Consider the following 20,990-nt stretch of genomic DNA (forward strand, 5'->3'; position numbering starts at 1 on the left):
TCTTTTGAGAAGGGACTTCCTACAAGATTTTCCTTCTCAAAAGAAGAGAGATTAGGCTTTGAGTTTACAATAGAAGAACATTTGGATACTTTATATTTTACAACCTCCCTTAAACCTTCTAAATTATGTCCTTATTTACCATCGGAATTGAAGAGGAGTTTCAAACCATTGACCCAGTAACCCGTGAATTACGCTCGCACATGAGTAAAATTGTTGAGGGCGGTCAGATTATCCTACAAGAAAGAGTAAAAGCCGAAATGCACCAAGCTGTTGTGGAGGTTGGAACGAATATTTGTTACAATATTCAAGAGGCGAGGGCAGAAGTAACTGAGTTAAGGCGACATATAATTGATTTGGCAGAACAAAATAATCTTTTGCTTGCTGCCGCTGGAACGCATCCATTTTCAGATTGGCAAGACCAACTTATTACACCAAGCCCGCATTATGATTCATTAATTGATGAAATGAGAGACGTAGCTCGTGGAAATTTGATTTTTGGTTTGCACGTTCATGTGGGGATACAGAACAGAAATGAAGGTATTCAAATACTGAATGCAGTGCGTTACTTTTTACCACATATTTATGCACTTTCTACGAATTCGCCTTTTTGGTGTGGTAGAAATACAGGCTTTAAATCCTATCGCTCAAAAGTATTCGACAAATTTCCAAGAACAGGTATTCCAGAATTTTTTGCTTCTGCCAACGAGTACGATGAGTACATCGCTTTGTTGGTAAAAACTAAATGTATCGACAGCGGAAAAAAAATCTGGTGGGATATTCGTTTACATCCATATTTCGATACAATTGAATTTAGGATTTGTGATATTCCGATGCGAGTAGATGAAACGATATGTTTAGCAGCTTTGATGCAAGCTTTGGTCGCCAAGATTTATAAATTGATGAAGCAAAATCTTAATTTTAGGTCGTATCGTAAAGTATTAATCAACGAAAATAAATGGCGAGCTGCTCGTTACGGAATTCAAGCGAAATTAATTGATTTTGGAAAGCAAGAAGAAGTACCCTATAGTGATTTGTGTGATGAATTATTAGATTTTGTAGATGATGTCTTGGATGAATTGGGTAGCCGTCACGAAGTGGCTTATATCAAAGAAATTCTAAAAAATGGTACTGGTGCCGACCGACAATTAGCAGTATTTGAACAAACAAATGATTTAAAAAGTGTAGTGGATTATATTGTTCAAGAAACGAAATTTGGTATATAATGAAAAGCAATTTCAATGTTAAATTTATCGTTGCTTTCTGTAATTGATTGATTTTAAGGCTGTTTTTCGTAAATTGCATTGTATTTAAAATTAATTAAAGGTTAAATCTTTGATAAATTTCCACATCAACAAATTTACAATGCAAAATATTTCGCTAGAAAAACCACTAAAAATAGCCGTGTTAGATATGTACGACAACGTTGCCGGAGAAGGTATGCGTTGTATTATAAATTTGATTAATGAATTTAGCACAAATAAAAATATTGAAGTAATTACAGAGGTTTTTAATGTTCGTGCCAATACCGAAATTCCAAGTTTGGTACATGATATTTATATTTCTTCGGGCGGGCCGGGAAGTCCTCTTCCTTCAGACGACGCTTGGGAAAAACCTTACTTTGCTTTGATTGATTCAATTTTTGAGCATAATAAATCAGAAGAGATTTTAAACGGAGAAGGTTCTCCTAAATTCATGTTCTTGATTTGTCACTCATTTCAATTAGTGGCTCGTCATTTAGAAATTGGGAAAGTAACCAAACGTAGAAGTACTTCATTTGGCGTTTTTCCAGTACATCCAATTGACACTGTAAACAAAGAACTCTTATTTGAAGGTTTACCAGACCCATTTTTTGTTGTTGATTCTCGTGATTATCAATTAGTGAGTCCTAATTTAAAAATTATCAAAGAATTAGGCGTACAGATTTTGCGGATGGAGAAAGAACGTCCACACGTAAATTTAGAGCGTGCCATTATGGCAATTCGTTTTTCAAAAGAAGTATTTGGTACACAATTTCATCCAGAAGCTGATGCACAAGGAATGCTAAAATTGCTACTATCAGATGAAAAACGCAAAGCAGTGATAAAAACGCACGGAATTGAGAAGTACAACGATATGATTACAAAGCTTGATGACCCCGACAAAATCATGTTGACGGAATCTATCATCATTCCAACATTTCTTGAAAAAGCCTATTCTACCATTAGTCAGCAAGTATTTTATGGAGAAATAGCATAATTTGTTTTAAACATGCTTCTTTTTATGCAAAAAGACCTTAGAGCTTCCTTTAACCAATCGTTTTCTCAAGAAAAGTATCAGGCATTTTTAGCAGATTTGAATAAAGCTACTCAGAATTCACTTGAGTTCAGAGTAGCCGAAACGCCTATTTTTGTGCCAAAAGCATTCAAAGAAAAACTGATGCTTACTTGTGAGAGTATTATTGATGTTATTGTAAAAGATGATTTCAAAGCAAAAACTGAAAAAGCGATTCCAGCACATCAAATCGTGCCGAATGAAAATAAACATACTTCTTTTCTGGCGATAGATTTTGCTGTTTGTCAAGATGAAGAAGGAGAATTCGTACCTCAGTTAATTGAATTACAAGGCTTTCCTTCGCTTTTTGGTTTTCAATATTTACTTTCAGAAACCATTCAAAAACATTACGCTATTCCTGACAATTACGATTTTATGTTTAATGATTTTGATAGAAAATCTTACATTGAAGCATTTCGTAAATTAATTGTGGGCGATGAAAAAACTGAAAATGTAATTCTGTTAGAAATATATCCTGAAAAACAAAAAACAAGAGTTGATTTTGAAGTAACAGAAAGATTGATTGGCGTAAAAGCCGTTTGTCTTACTAAAATTATCAAAGAAGGCAAAAAGCTATTTTATATGAATGAAGGTGTTAAAACGCCCATTTATCGTATTTGTAATCGTTTGATATTTGATGATTTAACAAATTTCCCAGATTTAAAAACAGATTTTAATTTAACAGACGATGTTGAAGTAGAATGGATTGGACATCCAAATTGGTTTTTCAGAATTAGTAAATACACGATGCCATTTTTGAAAAATCCTTATATTCCAACTTGTCAGTTTTTAAGTGATTATCAAGGCAATTTTCCAGAAAATTTATCGGATTATGTACTTAAACCTTTGTTTTCTTTTGCAGGAACAGGCGTAAAAATTAATATTGATAAAAGTGATTTAACGTCAATTCTTGACCCCGAAAATTATATTTTACAGAAAAAAGTACAATATCAACCAGTCATACAAACGACCGACGGAACAAAAGTAAAAGCTGAAATCAGAATGTTGTATATCTGGCAAAATGACGAAGCAAGACCAACGTTATTAACCAATTTAGCAAGACTTTCAAGAGGTGAAATGATTGGAGTACGTTTTAATAAAGATTTTGATTGGGTTGGAGGGACTGTTTGTTTTATGGAAAAGTAGGCAAAATTCTTATAAAGAAGTATTTGATCTATCATTGATAGGTTAATACTTCTTTTTTAAATATTCAAATTTAGTTCTAAGAATATAAGAGGCATCTTCATCTCCTAATTCAACAGCTCTATTAAAATCATTGATAGCATTATCAAGTTGACCAATACAATAACGAGCCATGCCACGCCAACGCAAGGTTTCAGGATTTTCACTTCTAAAGTACCAATCAGCTTTATCAAACTCTAAAAAAGCCTTATCATATTCATTCAATTGATAAAGTACTTTACCTTTGATGACGTAGGCTTCACCAATGGTATTATCAAATGAAATAGATTGTTCAATGTCGTACAAGGCTGAGAAGTAATTTTTAAGCATATAGTTTGCTGTACTTCTATGATAATATGCTTTGGAAGACTTTGGAAAATATTTTAGTTTTTCAGTAAAAAAAGCTTGGGCTTCAACATATTTTTTTTTGTGTAGCAATAATTCGCCTTCTCCTAACTTTTCTCGGTCACGAAAGTTAAATAGCTTTTCTTCTAACCAATTGAAAAACATCATGGTCAGCACAAATGGCAGAAAGAAAAACAGTAATAACCATTCCATAATCTTATAAATTTTGAAATTCTACTTGTACTTTTTTAGGTAAACTAGCCACCACTAATTGATACGAATGTTCCGTTAATTCTTTTACTTGCACCGTCGAAGCAATATCGGCATTGACAGTATTCCAGTGTTTTTTATTCATGTGATAGCCTGGAATAATGTAATGAAAATCTTCACGCAATTGAATTGCTCTGTCTGGGTCACATTTAAGATTAACAGTGAATAGTTCTGAGTCAAGCCCTGTCAAAGCAAACATCTTTCCCATTACTTTATACACTAAAGTATCAGGACCAAAGGGCAATTCTTCAGTTACGCCTTTCAGCGAAAGACAGAAATCTCTAAATTCTTCAATATTCATTGTATTTAATCAGAATGGTTTGTGAGTATTTTACTCGCAGTAAGCTTCAAACTTATCTTATCTCAAGAAAAAGCAAAAATTTTGCCTAATGCCTACTGTTTACAGCATATTGCACTACGTTTATCTAAAAAAAGCTCTGTAAATCATTACAATCAAACACATCAAAAACATCAAAATTGATATTTTATTGATAACGTGCATGGTTTTGATGTTGAAATTAGTTGGCTTTGATGGATCAGGTTTGCTGAATATTCTAAAGAAGTATCCAAAAGCTTCTCCTAATTTAAACTGTTCTTTTAATTTTGACATGGCTTTTTTTGTTTATGTTTAATAGCTATTAGCTTTGAGCTTTTTTGCTTTCCTTGAATTTTACTGGTCGAGTATTAATCTATAATAGAAATGACATCATTCACAACTTAAAGCTCATAGCTCAATGCTCATAGCTCTAAATTACTTTCTGCTTCAAACCAAACGCCGTCTTCTTTGATGATGTCGATTAATTCATTTACTGCATTATCGGCATGAACAGATTTTTTTACTACATTTTGTCCACGGTAAAGAGCAATTTTATCTTTTCCAACACCTACATAACCGTAATCAGCATCAGCCATTTCGCCCGGACCATTTACGATACAACCCATAATCCCAATTTTTACACCTTTCAAATGTTCGGTACGTTTACGAATCATCGCAGTTGTTTCTTGCAAATCAAATAAAGTTCTGCCACAAGACGGACAAGAAATATACTCCGTTTTACTCATACGAGTACGAGCTGCCTGCAAAATACCGAAGGCTGTTGAGTTGTAACTTTTTGATTTAGTGATTAGTTCAGCTTTTTCTGATAAATCAGGTAATTGTAAAAGTATTCCATCGCCAAAACCATCAATTAATAATCCACCGCAATCTGTTGCTGAAAATAATTGAAAATCACTTTCTGGTAAATTTTCGTATTTTCTTAAAATCACTGCTGGCGTTGTGATTTCTTGGTTTTTCAATTCAAAAAATAACCTCCGTAATTCTGGCATAGCGTGTTCATTGTTGGTGGCTACTACCAAAACTAATGTTTCATCGGCTTTAATTTGTTGAATTAAAACTTCGTTCAAATCTGCCAAACTAATACTTAAAAAATTCAAAGTAGCGTGTTTTTCTCGGGCAACTTGATAAGCTTCAATGCTAAAGAATGGGAATTTATTGAGTTTATCGCTTTGTTCTGCCCAAACAGAAGCATCTAAAATCTCTTTTAAACCCATTGGCAACATATATTTTGCTGGATTTTGAGCCGTATAAATATAATCTGCTCCCAAATCGTTCATTGTCCACTTGTCGGGCAATGGCAAATAAAAATGACCAATCGGTTTTAAATCTTCATGTTCAGAAACTTCAATTTGAGAATAATCTGCAATTACTCTCGGCACATTATGTCCTCCAAAATTTGCCACTTCATGCGTATTTCTTCTAAAATACTGGAATGGATTGATGGGAGAATCAAATGAATTTGGAGTGTTGAGTGTTGAGTGCTGAGTTGGTTTAAATGCTGGAATTATAGTTGATTGTTCTTTTCTCTTTGAATATCTATCAATCAAAGCTTTGGCTACTGGTGCTTCAAATTCTGGGTCTTCTGTGAGTGATACTCTTACGGTATCGCCCAAGCCGTCTTCTAATAAAGTACCAATACCAACTGCTGATTTAATTCTTCCGTCTTCTCCTTCGCCTGCTTCTGTCACGCCCAAATGCAATGGATAGGCTTTTAAACCTTCTTCATTCAGTTTTTTACATAATAATCTGTAAGCTTCCACCATTACTTGCGTGTTTGAAGCCTTCATAGAAAGTACGATATTAAAGTAATTTTCATCTTCACAAATTCTTAAAAACTCCAAAGCAGATTCCACCATTCCCAGTGGAGTATCGCCGTATCTACTTAAAATTCTATCACTCAAAGAACCATGATTTGTACCGATACGCATTGCCGTTCCGTACTCTTTACAGATGTTTACTAAAGGCAAAAACTTATCTCTGATTCTATCCAATTCTGCCTGATAACCAATTTCTGTATAATCAATCGTTTCAAAACGCTTTTTATCAGCATAATTTCCTGGATTAATTCTTACTTTTTCGACCAAACGAGCAGCTAATTCCGCTGCATTTGGCGTAAAGTGAATATCTGCTACCAATGGCACATTGTAGCCACGTACTCTTAATTCTTTGCGGATATTATCTAAATTTTGAGCTTCCTTCACAGACGGAGCCGTGATACGAACGTACTCACAACCAGATTCTATCATTCTAATCGTTTGTTCTACCGAGCCAAGCGTATCTAAAGTATCAATGGTTGTCATCGATTGTACTCTTATTGGATAATCAGAACCCATCGGTACATCACCAATATTGACAGTTATCGTTTTTCTACGAGAATATTCAGTTAAAGAATTGGCGTAACGATTGCCATTTTCGATAAGATTATTAAAAATTTGAGTAGTTGACATGGATTTGTGAATTGTTCGATGCAAAGATACGTGATTCTCTAATTTAATTTTATTTCACACAAAAAACCCCGATAAACTTAAAACGCTTATCAGGGCTGAATGGTTATTTTATTTTGATGTTTTACTGCTAAAATAACAGTAAAAAGGAAAATTGTCCTCTTATCTTTTTGGTTTGATGTAAATGAATTTTGTTTGATTACTTTCTTTTTGTGAATGCTTGTTTATTTCTGAAGCTTTGTAAGTAATTAGGATTTTTGGGATTGAAACATTTGAAATTTTTCTTTTAGACGTTGTTTTAGGTTGATTAATAGTTGAAGTTAAATTACTAAACTCCAGCGTAAGCATACCAGTGCTTGTTGATAAATTGTTAGTTTTCATAGTTTTACTACTTGGTCTTTGTTTGAATGATTATGTAATTCAGCCTAATCTAAAAATATATCTTTATCATCGAAAGATATTTTATTGTTAGATAGTGAGTTAAATCAAATTTACACATTGAGCGAAAAAAAGCCTAGAACAAAATCGAAAATTTATTAAACGGTATTTAAAACGAATTGATAAGTTCTTTTAACAAAAAAATCCACTCAATTTTTGAGTGGATTTTAATTAAGATCAACTATTTAAACCTACATAGCAATATATTTTAAAAATTCTGCTTTTGTAGATTCTTCTAAAAATTTTCCTCCGTAATAACTGGTTACGGTTGACGAAGTATCATCTTTTACTCCTCTTGATGCCACACAAAGGTGTTTTGCATCAATCATAATAGCCACATCATCAGTACCTAAAAGCTTTTGTAATTCTTTAGCAATTTGCATCGTAAGTCTTTCTTGTACTTGTGGACGCTTCGCAAAGTGCTGAACAATTCGGTTTAATTTAGATAAACCAATTACTTGTCCGTTTGCAATATAAGCAACGTGTGCTTTTCCGAATATTGGTACAAAGTGATGTTCGCAATTCGAGTAAAATGAAATGTTTTTTTCTACCAACATTTCATTGTATTGATATTTATTCTCAAACAGAGCAACTGAAGGCATATTTTTAGGGTCAAGACCACTGAAAATTTCCTTTACATACATTTTTGCTACTCTTTTAGGCGTACCTTTTAATGAATCATCCGTCAAATCTAGCCCCAATGTTTCCATGATTTGCTTGAAATGATATTCAATCTGAGCCATTTTTTCATCATCACTCAAATCAAAAGCATCTTCACGCATGGGAGTGTCCACCGAAGTCATGATATGTTCATCACCGATTTCATCATCCGTAAACCTAATCTTGTTATTGTTATCAACTAATAGGGTATTCAACAAAGTTTCGTTCGGTTTCATATAGTCTAATTTTAAGGTCAAAATTTGAGTTGATTTTTGTTTTTAGTTTGTCATGAATCACAATTGCAATGTTTTCAGCGGAGGGATTAAGGTCTTTAAATTCCTCTGTGTCCAGATTTAAGTTCTTATGATCAAACTTATCGAGAATTTCTGCTTTGATGATATCGCTTAATACTTTCATATCAATCACATAACCCGTTTCAGCATCTATTTCTCCCGTTACTTGTACAATTAATTCATAATTATGACCGTGATAATTGAAATTATTACATTTTCCATAGACACGTTCATTTTTTTCATCCGACCAATTCGGATTATTCAGTCGATGTGCGGCATTAAAATGCTCTTTTCTAAACACCGACACTTTTTTTGGCATCATGTTTTTTATTGATTAATTAAATTTCAACTTTTGAATGGGTGATGAAGTATCACAAATCATTTAAAAGTTGGAGACAATTATGCGGAATTTAGTCTCAAAGTTTAAAAGCCGTCTGAAAGGTTGTCAGCAACACTATTAAACTAAACCAGCGTTTATCTTACTCAATACTATCAACACATTGAATAAAAGTTTTGTTTAAGTAATTTCTTAAATTATTAAACAAATGTATTTGTGTGTTGGCTTATCATGCTTCATCAATAAGAAAAACAAAATTAATCAGTAATCAATTACTTATTGAGGCTGATTTGACAAATAATATCTGTTAAACTTAATTGATGAGAGAAAATATGGTTCTTTTTCTCAAAATATTTTCTTAGGTTACAACATGATTTCAGCTATCTAGGTTCAAAAAACTAGAATAGATGATAAATAATTATTAGTTAATGAATTTATTAAACTCCAACTATGCAAAGACGTCAATTTATTCAATCCACAGCGCTGGCTAGTACTGCTGCTCTTACAATTCCTAATTTTATTTTCGGTGCTAAACAAGAAGAAAAAAAGGTTCGCCTTGGTTTTATTGGTGTTGGACTTCGTGGAAGAAATCATCTCGATATGGCGATGTACCGTGACGACGTTGAAATTAATGCAATATGCGATATAGACCCAAATGCTATTGCTATTTCTTTAAAAATGATAAAAGACAAGGGAAGAAAAGAACCTGCTGTTTATCAAAAAAATGACCGTGACTTTGAAAACATGGTTAAAAGAGACGATTTAGACGGAATTATTATCGCTACGCCTTGGGAATGGCACGTTCCGATGTCGATTGCTACAATGAAGGCTGGAAAATATGCAGGTGTAGAAGTATCAGCAACGGTTACTTTGCAAGAATCTTGGGATTTGGTGAATACTTTCGAGAAAACAGGTTCGCATTGTATGATTTTGGAAAATGTTTGTTATCGTCGTGATGTGCTGGCGGTTTTAAACATGGTGCGTCAGAATCTTTTTGGCGAATTAATTCACTTGCAATGTGGCTATCAACATGATTTACGAGGAGTAAAATTTAATGATGGAAAGCAAGCTTATGGCGGAGGGGTGGAATTTGGCGAAAAAGGTTTTTCTGAAGCCAAATGGCGTACACAACACTCTGTTGATAGAAATGGAGATGTTTATCCGACGCACGGATTAGGCCCAGTGGCAGAAATGATTGATATTAACCGTGGAAATAGATTCCTTTCGCTTACTTCAACTGCCACAAAAGCAAGAGGTTTACATGATTATATTGTTAAAAAAGGCGGAGCCGATCACCCAAATGCTAAAGTGAAATTTAAACTAGGGGATGTGGTGACGACAGTCATAAAATGTGCCAACGGAGAAAGTATTCTGATTACGCATGATACCAATTTACCTCGTCCATACTCTTTAGGTTTCAGAGTACAAGGCACAGAAGGTATCTGGACAGAAGATAACAAATCAATTTACTTAGAAAGTTTGGCAAAAAACCACGACCGTTGGGAGCCATTCAAAGAATATCAAGATAAATACGACCATCCACTTTGGAAAGCCCACGCCAAAGATGCAGAAAACGCTGGTCATGGCGGAATTGATTATTTTGTGTTAAGAGCTTTTGTAGAATCTATCAAAAGAAAGGTTGCACCACCGATTGATGTGTATGATGCAGCGGTTTGGTCGGCAATTAGTCCATTATCAGAGCTTTCAATCGCTAAAAACTCCGCCTCAGTAGAAATTCCAGACTTTACCAGAGGAAAATGGAAAACCAACAAACGTATTTTTGGATTAACAGATGAGTATTAGGGTTTAATTTGAAAATTTGAGGATTTGAAGATTTGAAAATTGGTTTAAGGGTTTTTAAATAATAGATAATATGGAATATTCTTAGCTTAGAACCTCATCCCGTAGCGACGGTCGCCCCAGCCCCTTCTCCTGTAGAGAAGGGGAGCCGTTGGAGAAAATTTCTTATCAATTATCAGACACTTATACCCTTGTTTTTAGATTTTTCCAGTTTAGAGATGGGAAGCCAACTTTGATGCTTAAAGCTCCCCTCTCTGACGGAGAGGGGTTGGGGGTGAGGTCTTTTCACGCATTTACTTTCAAATTTTCAAACCAAATCACATTTTCAAATCTTCAAATTCTCAAACTTTCAAATTAAAACATTATTTTTGCAGTAATTAATTACCGACATTAATGAGTAATAAAATTAAAGTATCAACGCCAGGAAGAATTTGTCTTTTTGGCGAACATCAAGATTATCTAGGATTACCAGTAATTGCAGCAGCCATTTCTAAAAGAGTAACCATTACTGGAGAAAATAGAAATGATGGAAAAGCGATTATACATTTACCTGATATAGAGGAGGAAATCAATTTTGAAATCTATCCAGAATTACCTTATTTACATAAAAGAGACTATTTTCGTTCGGCTTTAAATATTTTACAAAGACAAGGTTATACTTTTAAAAAAGGGTTGGAATGTACAGTGCAAGGAAATATTCCTATTAATTCAGGAACATCAAGTTCATCTGCATTATTAGCCAACTGGATTCATTTTTTATCAAGAGTAGCTGATGAACCTAATCCGCTTACTGCTAACGAAATTGCTGAAATTGCTTACAGAGCCGAAGTAGTAGAGTTTAACGAAGCAGGAGGGATGATGGATCATTATTCAACCGCAGTTGGGAATGTTATTTATCTGGAATCAACGCCAGTAATTAAGGTAGAAACCCTGAAACCAACATTTGGAAGCTTTGTTTTAGGAGATTCTCTTGAACCAAAAGATACAGTTGGTATTTTAAAAAGAGTAAAATACGGTGTTTTAGAAGCTGTAGAGAAAATCAAAATAGCCTATCCTGATTTTTCTTTATTTACTGTTCAGCAAGAGGACACTAAAGAATTTGCTTCTTTAGTTACAAAAGAAGAACTAGATTTAATTAAAGCCAATATTGATAATAGAGAAATTTTGATTGAAGCATTGGCATTGTTAAAGGCTAAAACATTGAATCATCAAAGATTTGGTGAATTATTAAATCAACATCAGTTAAATTTACAAGCATTATTAAAAATATCAACTCCTAAAATTGATAGGATGTTAGCAGCAGCAAAGGCTTCAGGAGCATTTGGAGGTAAAATAAATGGTTCTGGTGGTGGTGGATGTATGTTTGTTTATGCTCCCGAAAACCCTGAGGAAGTTGCTAAAAGTATTGAAAATGAAGGAGGTAAAGCTTATGTCATTCAAATAGACGAAGGCACAAGCTTTGAAAATTAACCAAACCAGCAAAACAAAAATCTTTAAATGGCAAAATTATTAATCATGGCGGGCGGTATGTCGTCAAGAATGAAAAAAGCAGAAGGCAACGAAACCTTAGATTCCACATTGATTGAACAAGCAAATACACTTCCGAAAGGAATGATTGGTGTAGGAAAAGATGGTCGCCCATTTATGGATTATTTAATTTATAACGCTCATCGTGCAGGTTATACAGATGTATTGATTTTAAAAAACCCCAAAGACCACGTTACAAAACCTTATTATGATCAATTGGTTTCTGAAAATAAGGCTTGGGGAATTAATTTTAAATATGCTACTCAGCAAATCGCTCCCGACCGTGAGAAACCCGCTGGTACTGCCGACGCCATTCAACAAGCTTTAGAGCAAACACCTGAATGGAAAGGAGAAAGATTTACTGTGTGTAATTCAGATAATCTTTATTCTGTAAAAGTACTTAGGCTATTAAGAGAAAACCCTGTTCAAAATGCAGTAGTATCTTATGAAAGTATCGCTTTAGGCGTAGCACCAGAAAGAGTAAAAGCATTTGCTGTAATTAAAGCCGATGAAGAAAGCTATTTGGTAGAAATCATTGAAAAACCAAATGAAGAACAAATAGAATCTGCCAGAGATAAAAACGGAAAGATTGGTGTAAACATGAATGTGTTCCATTTCAACTATGATGATATTCTGGAGTATGTCACTAAAGAGCCTTTTAACCCAGTACGTAACGAGCGTGAATTACCAAGTGCTGTAATGAAGATGGCTAGAGAAAATCCGAAAAAAGTAATTACTGTACCAGTGGAGGAAAATGTTCCAGATTTAACATCAAAAGGAGATATTACCATTGTTCAGCAGTATTTAGTAGAGGAATTCGGAGACTTTTAAGAGTAAATTCTAGTAAAAAGTTTAAAACCATCAAAAATTATTTAAAATAATATAGCAAGCATTATCTCTTATCAATATCCTGTTGTAACTATTGCCCTTCTCGTTCAGAGGAGGGTATTTTTTTTGAGAAAAAAGAACCTCACCCCCGACCCCTCTCCTGTTGAGAGGGGAGCTTTTTTAACACCAAAGTCTGCTCCCCTTCTCTACAGGAGAAGGGGCTGGGGGATGAGGTTGTTTTCTTCCTAAAACCCTTCACAAAATTTACCGTTTAATAAGTTTTCTGAGTATTACTTTGAGTTTAACTTTCTATTAATTAAGTTTGAAACAGATGAAAGTTAAATGATTATTCAACAGAATTTATACCTTAAAAAGACAATGTTAAAAGCCTATTTAATGACCCAGCAAAGCCCAAAGATTAAGGAAAATTACAACAAAACTTCTTGCAAAGCCCGCTAATGATGAAGCAAGTGTGGGAAAGAATCTTGTGAAGCCCGCAGTTAATTGTGAAAGTGTGGAAGTGAAACTTGTGAAGCCCGCAGTTAATTGTGAAAGTGCGGGAAAGAAACTTGTGAAGCCCGCAGTTAATTGTGAAAGTGCGGGAAAGAAACTTGCGAAGCCCTCAGTTGATTGTGAAAATGCGGGAAAGAAACTTGTGAAGCCCTCAGTTGATTGTGAAAGTACAGGAAAGAAACTTGTGAAGCTCGCAGTTAACTATGCAACGTATCAGTTGATTGTGAAATGATGGCAAAATATTTTGTGAAGTCCTCAGTTGATTGTGCAATGATGGGAAAATATTTTGTGAAGCCCTCAGATGATTGTGAAATGGTGGGAAAATATTTTGTGAAGCCCTCAGATGATTGTGAAATGGTGGGAAAATATTTTGTGAAGCCCTCAGATGATTGTGCAATGATGGGAAAATATTTTGTGAAGTCTTCAGATGATTGTGAAATGACGGGAAAATATTTTGTGAAGCCCTCAGATGATTGTGAAATGATGGGAAAATATTTTGTGAAGCCCTCAAGTGATTGTGAAATGAGTAAAGAGTATTCTGCGAAACCACCCAATAACTATGCTAAAACCAATTTAAAATCTATTAATAAAAGCTTTATTTAGAATTTCAGCGCTAATGTGATACAACAGTTTTACCTTTTAATGAGATAGACAGGCTACAAAATGAAATGAAGGGATTAAGGGAAATTAACGCTACAACATTTTAAAAAAGATAAATAAACAATAACAATAAATACTACAATTTTTTTTAAACATTTAAACCCCATTTCTTATGACCTCGTTACAAGAATCCAAACTAAGTATGTACCAAAGCGTGCAGTTGTTGTGTGCAAACAATCCTACAATTACTGCAAGCAATGCTGCTTTTACAGAAGGACTCAGCGAATTAAATGCTAAAATTAGCGACATCCTCAATTTTGTCTCCACGGATATAAAACATACCAGTGGAATTACAAACGACAAAACGGTAACCAAACACAATCTTTGCACAGTTGCTTCAGAAATCGCAGGATTTGTTTTTGCTTATGCCAATGTTGTTAAAAATGAAGTACTAAAACAGGAGGTAAATTATACTTACAATGAGCTTAGGAGGCTTAGAGAAGATTTAATTCTCCCAACTGTTAAAATTATCTTCAATGCCACACAGGCAAATTTAGCAGCATTGGGTAGTTATGGCATAGATGTTATCAAATTACAAGAACTTGCCGATGCTATGAGTGCTTACACCAGTGCTTTGCCCTCAACAAAAATGACAAAATCAGAAAAATCAAGTGTGGTTATTTCACTCAATAATCTCTTTAAGGAAACCGATGAGCTATTAAAGAACCGATTAGATAAATTGTTGGCACTTTTCAGCAAAGCCCATCCTGAGTTTGTAAATGCCTATAAAAGTATCAGACATGTAGATGCCCCAACCAAGACCACTACGCAAATCAAAGGAAATATCAGTGCAGATAAACGTGGAACTTCAATAGCAGGAGCCAATATCACCCTTACAGGCAAAACAACCTACTCAGCCACAAGCGACGCCGAAGGAAACTTCATCTTCAAGCCCATTAGCTACGGCAAATATCAAGTAAACGTACAAGCAACAGGTTATCAAAGCCACACCGAACAGAATTACCTAGTAAAAAGAGGCGTTGTGAATAAGCTTGTTGTAGTGCTGAAAGAATAAATCAGAAGCGTAATGATAGAACCTTTCCCAAAGCTGGTGATTTTAATCGCTGGCTTTGAGGAATTGGAGTGGATTGGGTTGTTTTTTGCCTTTTGGTAATTGTTGTTTTTGGTAAATGTTTTATTATTAGGTGATTAAACTTTATTTTTTACCGTATAATAAAAAAGTAAAAAGTTTATGGGTTGGAATTTTGATTATTGGTGGGGAAATTGAAGATTTGTGAAATAGTTAATATTATAAGTAAGACACTATCCCTTATTTTGTTTAAGTTGTTTTCTCTGTAATTAATAAAAATTTAATTTTTACAATGGCAATACTAATAGGATTAATAGTTTTTTTATTTTGTTTTATTAAAATCTTTTTAAAGCAGAATAATAAAAAAGCAATTATAAAAAAATACTTATCGTCTAAAAATGCTAGTTTGATTGAAAACTCATTAGACACAGAGTCTTTGTATAATAGAACACATAAAGCAAACGAAAAAATAAAAACTCTCAATATTTACTCAAGTGATGATTCAATTATTGATGTTTCAAGTTTGACGTCAAAAATTATCTATGAAAATACAACAAATGAAAATAATGGTAATGTTCCTTATTGGAAACATCAGTATGTTTATTCATTTAATGAAATAAATTCTGCAACAGATAAGCAAAAAGAATTTTATTATAAATTCAAAAAATGCTTTTTAAATTCAGAATACCTTGATTTAGAAGAGAATAGTAACTATTCATTTGTCTTAATGTATGATTTTTTAAGAGAATATGATAATGATATAGGTAAATTGGAAAATCTATTCCTATTATTAGGAAGGTATTATCCCAAAACAAAATCTTACTGCAACACTTTATTGAATAAAAAGAAAGATGAAAGAAATAGGCTTAAAAATATTACTTCTCAATTTAACACAAGTGTATTTCAGAGTACTTATTCGCCTAATTATGAAGAAATTTATTGGAAATTAGGTGACAAATACAAAAAACGACTTTCTCTAAATAATGAAGAAGTAACTTTATTAAATAAGCTTTGGAATCCTAATAATAACTTCTGTAATATAGAATTTTGTTTAGTGGAAGTATTACGATTTTTCCTATTTACTATAAAAGAATTAAATGTTCTATACTTAGGACAAGGGTCTAGCCTTGAAATGGAACTCTTAGCAGTAGCAGATGTAATTGCTAAAAAACAATTCAAGTATAGAAAAGGAAGTGCAAATTATAAATATTGTATAGAATCTTCAATGAATGATATTTACAATAACATATTTAAACATTGTGAAAATATAATTAGAGAATATTTTGGGCATAAGCGAAAAATAAATGTGGAGCTAAATTATGAGATTCCACTAATTAAAATTGAGTATGAAACTAGGATTATTGTAAAATTACAAACATTATTACCTAGCCTAATTTCTAAAATTACACCGCCTGATGATGAAACAGAAATTGAGTTAAATTCTCAAAACACTACAAGATGGAAAATTAAGTTTGAAGAATTAACTACAAAGCATTCTAGTAGTCCAAAAAATTTTGTTGACTCAATTATTTTTCTAGGAAATCAAAATATTGAAAATCCATCAGTAGAAAATATATTTTTTGAAGCATCTAAATTTATAGCAAAATACGATAATGAATCAGCTCTTATACTTTATATATATTACCTATACTATGATTTAGTGTCAACAGTGTTTGATAATAGACAGCTTACAAAAACTATTCAAAAAAGTTTATTTAAGACAAATGAACAGTTGCGTGATTTTGAAAAAATTGTTAGTGAATTGATTAAAAGTAAAGATTTGGAAAATGCTCTTAAAGAGGCTTCTAAAATCTATGAAATTAAAAGAAAAAAAATTCAACTTGATACAGATTCAATAAAAGAAGTACAAAAACAGCACTCAGGAACTGTTGAACTTTTAAATGAATATCTTAAAGATGATTATGAAGATGAAACAATCACTATTAAGTCACAAGAAATAAATAATGATGAGATTGAAATTGAGATAACTCCTAAAAATGAAAATAATAATAATTCGTCATACTTATCTGAGCTATCATTAAATCAAATTCAAATTGAAGCGTTGGAATTATTTTTAAAAAGTAACCTTGTATTATTACAAAGCGAAATAGAAGTATTTGCAAAATTAAATGGCATTTTTAAAAATCAACTTATAGAAAGTATTAATGATAATTGTTATGATGTTTTAGATGATATTCTAATAGAAGAGGATGACGAATACTATGCAATTAATTTAAATTATTTTCAAAAAATTACTGTATCATGTTAGACAATATTAAACCTAAAGAAGCAACATCAATTATTAACTCTCTAATTGGTGGTGTCGTTCCTAAAATTGGAGTTCAGCATATTACAGTTGGGCGTTCTGAAGAAATAAATGCAGTAGTCTCGGCATTAGAAGATGTAAAAAATGGACATAGCATGGTGAAATTTTGGATTGGGGATTTCGGGTCAGGAAAGTCCTTCATGCTTCATCTGCTTAATACTGTAGCATTAAAACAAAAGTTTGTTGTAGCAAATGCTGACTTTACACCTGATAATCGCTTATATTCTAATGATGGCAAAGGAGTTGCCTTGTATTCTGCAATCATGGATAATGTATCTATACAAACAAAGCCAGAAGGAGGAGCATTACCTACCTTATTAGAAAAATGGATTGAACAGGTTATAACTAAGACAGCACAAGAAAATAAAATTACGTTAACAGAAATTCGTAATGAACAATACTTAAATATTATTCAGACTAATATTATGAAGACAATTAATGAACTTACTGATGTTGGTGGTTTTGATTTTGGTATGGTTGTAATGAAATATTATGAAGGATACATAACAGGTAATGAATCTTTAAGAAGAAATGCTTTAAAGTGGTTAAAGGGAGAGTATAGGACTAAAACAGAAGCAAAACAAGACTTAGAAGTTAGAGAAATTATCAATGATTTAAATTATTATGATATGCTTAAAAACTTCTGTAAGTTATTTGTAAATATGGGATATAGTGGCTTTATGGTGAACCTTGATGAAGCTATTAATCTATATAAAATTTCTACGTCTGTAATGAGAGAAAAAAATTATGAAAAAATTCTTACAATCTATAATGATTGCTTTCAAGGTAAAGTGGCAAACTTATTTATTAATTTTGCTGGGACAAAAGAAGTGCTTGAAAATGAACGTAGAGGACTTTTTAGTTACAATGCGCTAAAGTCAAGGCTTTTAACAAATAAATTTGAAACGGGAGAACTTAGAGATTTTGCACAGCCTGTAATTCGCTTAATGCCACTCAATCACAATGAAATATTTGTATTACTTAAAAAATTAAAAGCAATATTTGATTATAATTATAAGACTGACATAGCTATAAGTGATAACGAGATTCAGCTTTTCATGGAAGAGTTATTTAATAAACCAGGTGCTTCTGAATTTTTAACTCCGAGAGAAGTAATTAGAGATTTTTTAAATATTTTAAATATCATTCGCCAAAATCCAAAAGCAGATAAGAATAAACTTTTTGGAGAAATAGAAGTTTCAGATGAAAGACCTGATGAGACTTTATTAGACAGTATAGAAGAATTATAATGTCATTTAATTTACTTTCTGAGCCAATACGGAAATTTATCCGTGATAAAGGTTGGGAGCAATTTCGACCAATTCAAACAGCTGCTATTTCTAAAATATTAGAGTCCAGCAATAACTTTATTTTAATATCTAGAACTGCATCTGGAAAAACAGAAGCTGCATTTTTGCCGATTCTTTCAAAGGTGAATTTTAGAGAGGAAGGCATTCAGGTACTTTATATTTCACCTTTAATTGCTTTAATAAATGACCAATTTAATCGTATAGAAGACTTATCAAAAAATCTAGATGTCACTATAACTAAATGGCATGGTGAGGCAAATAAAACACAGAAGGAAAAATTAATTAAACAACCTAATGGTATTGTTTTAATTACTCCAGAATCATTGGAGGCAATGTTTATAAATAAACCATTTAATGTAAAACTATTATTTTCAAATCTCAAATATGTTGTTATTGATGAAATACATTCTTTTATTGGAACAGATAGAGGAATCCAATTACAATCAATTTTATCAAGATTAGAAAAAGAAAATAATAATTTATTTAGTGTAGTTGGATTATCTGCAACTATGAGTGAGGAAAATAGCTTTAGAGAAGTTAAAGAGTTTACGGGCAATGTAGATAAAACTAAAATATTAATTGATAGAACTCCTAAAAATATTAATGTTTTATTTCGTTTTTTCAAAAATGAAAAAGAAGAATTGTCTTTGGAACTATTAAAAGATTTATATAAAACAACTAAAGATAATAAAGTTTTAATCTTTCCAAATTCAAGAGGGAGGGCTGAAGAAGTAGCTGTAAAACTTAAAAAGATTTCCGAAAAAGTTAAAGGTCACTTAAATTATTTTTCACACCACTCATCTGTAGATAAAGAAGTAAGGGAATATGTCGAATATTTTGCAAAAAATAATAGACAGAATTTTTGTATCGCTTGTACCTCCACATTGGAATTAGGAATAGATATAGGTACAGTTGATGATGTTATTCAAATAGATGCAACAAATAGTATTGCTTCATTAATTCAAAGAGTTGGAAGAAGCGGGAGAAAAGAAGGTAAAACTAGTAATTTGTATTTGTATGCTACAAATGAATGGAGTTTACTTCAGTCAGTTGCTTGTTGGTTATTATATAAAGATGGTTTTATTGAGCCTCCACATAAAAATGTAAAACCTTATGATATTTTTATTCATCAGGCATTGTCAATAACTAAAGGACATTCAGGAATTAAATTAACAAATTTAATAAATCAACTTAAAGATAACTCGGCATTCAAATATATTGAAATCCTAGAAATTGAAGAAATACTTTATCATTTAATTAAGATAGATTTTTTAGAAAAACTACAAGATGAAGTTATCATTGGAGTTGAAGGTGAAAAAGTAGTTAATAGTCGTGATTTTTATAGTGTATTTAAAACAGAGGAAAATTTTAAAGTTATAAATGCTGGTAACACAATTGGTGAAATTCCTTTTTCACCACAGATTGTTGAGGATGAAAATATTTTACTTTCTGCCAAAATATGGAAAATAAAATTTGTAGATAACAAAACAAAAAAAATAGAAGTCATTCCAACTAAAGATGGTAAAAAACCAATGTTCTTTGGCATTAGTGCTACAATCCATCAAAAAGTTAGAGAAAAAATGATGGAAGTTCTTTACAATCAGTCAAATTATGATTTTCTTGATGAATCAAGTTTAGATGAAATAGAAACTTTACAAAAAGACTTCTCTGTTTTTAAAATTCAAGATTTGCGCACTAATAGAATGTTACTAATTGCTGATAAGGATTTGAGATTTTTTACATTTACAGGTACAAGAATTAACAGAACAATTCAGTTACTATTAAATGTTTCAAATGTAAAAAATATTTTAGAAGAGAGTAGTAGCTCATTTGATATTGAATTATCTAAAGATGAATTTATCTTGAAATGGAATGCCTTATCATCACTAATTTCTAATATTGATGCCCATATTTATAATCTTTTATCTACACATAGTTCATTATTAGGGTTCTCAAAATGGGGTAAATACTTGCCAAATAAATATCAAGTTGAAATACTAAAAAATAATTACTTTGATATTGAAAATACAAAAGAGTTTATAACAAAAATAAATATAGTTTATAATAAATAACTAAGAAATTTATTGAAAGAGAACATGATATATAAACACAAATTCATTATAACCAAGTAGAAATAAAGTATTAAAATCAATTTAAAGCCATTTGTTATACCTGTTATACCCGCTTCGGGGTCTAATTGTGTTTTTGGAGCTTTTTTATTTTCTAATCAAGTTTAATCCTTTCAGGATTGTGTGATGAATCTGAATTAATATCTTAAAAAGTATTACAAGCCATTTTAAAAAATAATCATGCGACAGCAATTTTCCGAAATTCCGCTGTTTGAGCGGAGCGAGTTTCGGAATTTCTTGACTTTCTTTTG

The 20,990-nt window shown here is 32.2% G+C and carries 17 protein-coding genes; 11 read left to right on the forward strand and 6 right to left on the reverse strand.

What is annotated here, in order from left to right; all coding sequences use genetic code 11:
* The first annotated feature begins 125 nt into the window (after positions 1-125).
* The 3 genes from HNP25_RS15955 to HNP25_RS15965 all read left to right on the forward strand — a co-directional run bounded on the left by HNP25_RS15955 (position 126) and on the right by HNP25_RS15965 (position 3,456).
* On the forward strand, positions 126-1,223 hold the full coding sequence (locus HNP25_RS15955) for a carboxylate-amine ligase (protein ID WP_184135711.1): 1,098 nt from the start codon (positions 126-128) through the stop codon (positions 1,221-1,223).
* Positions 1,224-1,362: 139 nt separating this feature from the next.
* Entirely contained in the window at positions 1,363-2,235 is an 873-nt protein-coding gene (locus HNP25_RS15960) for a type 1 glutamine amidotransferase (RefSeq protein WP_184135712.1), read from the forward strand.
* Between the two features lie 24 nt (positions 2,236-2,259).
* The gene (locus HNP25_RS15965; protein ID WP_184135713.1) at positions 2,260-3,456 is read left to right on the forward strand and encodes a hypothetical protein; all 1,197 of its coding nucleotides are present in this window, start codon (positions 2,260-2,262) and stop codon (positions 3,454-3,456) included.
* Positions 3,457-3,498: 42 nt separating this feature from the next.
* Here the strand turns inward: HNP25_RS15965 and HNP25_RS15970 are convergent, their stop codons facing one another.
* The 6 genes from HNP25_RS15970 to HNP25_RS15995 all read right to left on the reverse strand — a co-directional run bounded on the left by HNP25_RS15970 (position 3,499) and on the right by HNP25_RS15995 (position 8,601).
* Positions 3,499-4,050, reverse strand: a complete 552-nt coding sequence (locus tag HNP25_RS15970; RefSeq protein WP_184135714.1) for a tetratricopeptide repeat protein — start codon at positions 4,048-4,050, stop codon at positions 3,499-3,501.
* 4 nt (positions 4,051-4,054) lie between these two features.
* The gene (locus tag HNP25_RS15975) at positions 4,055-4,408 is read right to left on the reverse strand and encodes an MmcQ/YjbR family DNA-binding protein (protein ID WP_184135716.1); all 354 of its coding nucleotides are present in this window, start codon (positions 4,406-4,408) and stop codon (positions 4,055-4,057) included.
* A gap of 120 nt (positions 4,409-4,528) precedes the next feature.
* Positions 4,529-4,717, reverse strand: coding sequence for a DUF6728 family protein (locus tag HNP25_RS15980; protein WP_184135717.1), 189 nt, complete (start codon positions 4,715-4,717; stop codon positions 4,529-4,531).
* Between the two features lie 128 nt (positions 4,718-4,845).
* The gene (gene ispG, locus HNP25_RS15985) at positions 4,846-6,891 is read right to left on the reverse strand and encodes a (E)-4-hydroxy-3-methylbut-2-enyl-diphosphate synthase (protein ID WP_184135719.1); all 2,046 of its coding nucleotides are present in this window, start codon (positions 6,889-6,891) and stop codon (positions 4,846-4,848) included.
* Positions 6,892-7,517: 626 nt separating this feature from the next.
* Complete coding sequence (folE, locus tag HNP25_RS15990) at positions 7,518-8,222, reverse strand: GTP cyclohydrolase I FolE (RefSeq protein WP_184135720.1); 705 nt, start codon at positions 8,220-8,222, stop codon at positions 7,518-7,520.
* On the reverse strand, positions 8,182-8,601 hold the full coding sequence (locus tag HNP25_RS15995) for a 6-pyruvoyl trahydropterin synthase family protein (RefSeq protein ID WP_184135722.1): 420 nt from the start codon (positions 8,599-8,601) through the stop codon (positions 8,182-8,184). The genes folE and HNP25_RS15995 overlap by 41 nt, the downstream gene beginning before the upstream one ends.
* A gap of 465 nt (positions 8,602-9,066) precedes the next feature.
* Between HNP25_RS15995 and HNP25_RS16000 the strand changes: the two genes are divergently transcribed.
* The 8 genes from HNP25_RS16000 (at position 9,067) to HNP25_RS16035 (ending at position 20,682) form a co-directional block, all read left to right on the forward strand.
* On the forward strand, positions 9,067-10,419 hold the full coding sequence (locus HNP25_RS16000) for a Gfo/Idh/MocA family protein (protein WP_184135724.1): 1,353 nt from the start codon (positions 9,067-9,069) through the stop codon (positions 10,417-10,419).
* 390 nt (positions 10,420-10,809) lie between these two features.
* Entirely contained in the window at positions 10,810-11,886 is a 1,077-nt protein-coding gene (locus HNP25_RS16005) for a GHMP family kinase ATP-binding protein (RefSeq protein WP_184135726.1), read from the forward strand.
* A gap of 27 nt (positions 11,887-11,913) precedes the next feature.
* Positions 11,914-12,774 carry a sugar phosphate nucleotidyltransferase gene (locus tag HNP25_RS16010; RefSeq protein WP_184135727.1) on the forward strand — a complete coding sequence of 287 codons (861 nt, stop codon included), beginning with the start codon at positions 11,914-11,916 and terminating at the stop codon, positions 12,772-12,774.
* A 738-nt stretch (positions 12,775-13,512) separates the two neighbouring features.
* Complete coding sequence (locus HNP25_RS16015) at positions 13,513-13,887, forward strand: hypothetical protein (RefSeq protein ID WP_184135729.1); 375 nt, start codon at positions 13,513-13,515, stop codon at positions 13,885-13,887.
* Positions 13,888-14,056: 169 nt separating this feature from the next.
* Positions 14,057-14,959: a carboxypeptidase-like regulatory domain-containing protein gene (locus tag HNP25_RS16020; protein ID WP_184135731.1), complete on the forward strand. Its 903-nt coding sequence runs from the start codon at positions 14,057-14,059 to the stop codon at positions 14,957-14,959.
* Positions 14,960-15,266: 307 nt separating this feature from the next.
* Positions 15,267-17,243, forward strand: coding sequence for a tellurite resistance TerB C-terminal domain-containing protein (locus HNP25_RS16025; RefSeq protein WP_184135732.1), 1,977 nt, complete (start codon positions 15,267-15,269; stop codon positions 17,241-17,243).
* A complete protein-coding gene (locus HNP25_RS16030; protein ID WP_184135734.1) occupies positions 17,237-18,550 on the forward strand; it encodes an ATP-binding protein in 1,314 nt (437 codons plus the stop codon). The genes HNP25_RS16025 and HNP25_RS16030 overlap by 7 nt, the downstream gene beginning before the upstream one ends.
* Positions 18,550-20,682: a DEAD/DEAH box helicase gene (locus HNP25_RS16035; protein WP_184135736.1), complete on the forward strand. Its 2,133-nt coding sequence runs from the start codon at positions 18,550-18,552 to the stop codon at positions 20,680-20,682. The genes HNP25_RS16030 and HNP25_RS16035 overlap by 1 nt, the downstream gene beginning before the upstream one ends.
* Positions 20,683-20,990 lie beyond the last annotated feature (308 nt).

It is taken from the genome of Arcicella rosea (assembly GCF_014204325.1).
In the GTDB taxonomy this organism is placed as follows: domain Bacteria; phylum Bacteroidota; class Bacteroidia; order Cytophagales; family Spirosomataceae; genus Arcicella; species Arcicella rosea_A.

Excerpts from the sequence above, each read along its gene's own strand:
- HNP25_RS15955 (WP_184135711.1), top strand. The coding sequence starts at position 126 with ATGTCCTTATTTACCATCGGAATTGAAGAGGAGTTTCAAACCATTGAC.
- HNP25_RS15960 (WP_184135712.1), top strand. The coding sequence starts at position 1,363 with ATGCAAAATATTTCGCTAGAAAAACCACTAAAAATAGCCGTGTTAGAT.
- HNP25_RS15965 (WP_184135713.1), top strand. The coding sequence starts at position 2,260 with ATGCAAAAAGACCTTAGAGCTTCCTTTAACCAATCGTTTTCTCAAGAA.
- HNP25_RS15970 (WP_184135714.1), bottom strand. The coding sequence starts at position 4,050 with ATGGAATGGTTATTACTGTTTTTCTTTCTGCCATTTGTGCTGACCATG.
- HNP25_RS15975 (WP_184135716.1), bottom strand. The coding sequence starts at position 4,408 with ATGAATATTGAAGAATTTAGAGATTTCTGTCTTTCGCTGAAAGGCGTA.
- HNP25_RS15980 (WP_184135717.1), bottom strand. The coding sequence starts at position 4,717 with ATGTCAAAATTAAAAGAACAGTTTAAATTAGGAGAAGCTTTTGGATAC.
- ispG (WP_184135719.1), bottom strand. The coding sequence starts at position 6,891 with ATGTCAACTACTCAAATTTTTAATAATCTTATCGAAAATGGCAATCGT.
- folE (WP_184135720.1), bottom strand. The coding sequence starts at position 8,222 with ATGAAACCGAACGAAACTTTGTTGAATACCCTATTAGTTGATAACAAT.
- HNP25_RS15995 (WP_184135722.1), bottom strand. The coding sequence starts at position 8,601 with ATGATGCCAAAAAAAGTGTCGGTGTTTAGAAAAGAGCATTTTAATGCC.
- HNP25_RS16000 (WP_184135724.1), top strand. The coding sequence starts at position 9,067 with ATGCAAAGACGTCAATTTATTCAATCCACAGCGCTGGCTAGTACTGCT.
- HNP25_RS16005 (WP_184135726.1), top strand. The coding sequence starts at position 10,810 with ATGAGTAATAAAATTAAAGTATCAACGCCAGGAAGAATTTGTCTTTTT.
- HNP25_RS16010 (WP_184135727.1), top strand. The coding sequence starts at position 11,914 with ATGGCAAAATTATTAATCATGGCGGGCGGTATGTCGTCAAGAATGAAA.
- HNP25_RS16015 (WP_184135729.1), top strand. The coding sequence starts at position 13,513 with ATGATGGCAAAATATTTTGTGAAGTCCTCAGTTGATTGTGCAATGATG.
- HNP25_RS16020 (WP_184135731.1), top strand. The coding sequence starts at position 14,057 with ATGACCTCGTTACAAGAATCCAAACTAAGTATGTACCAAAGCGTGCAG.
- HNP25_RS16025 (WP_184135732.1), top strand. The coding sequence starts at position 15,267 with ATGGCAATACTAATAGGATTAATAGTTTTTTTATTTTGTTTTATTAAA.
- HNP25_RS16030 (WP_184135734.1), top strand. The coding sequence starts at position 17,237 with ATGTTAGACAATATTAAACCTAAAGAAGCAACATCAATTATTAACTCT.
- HNP25_RS16035 (WP_184135736.1), top strand. The coding sequence starts at position 18,550 with ATGTCATTTAATTTACTTTCTGAGCCAATACGGAAATTTATCCGTGAT.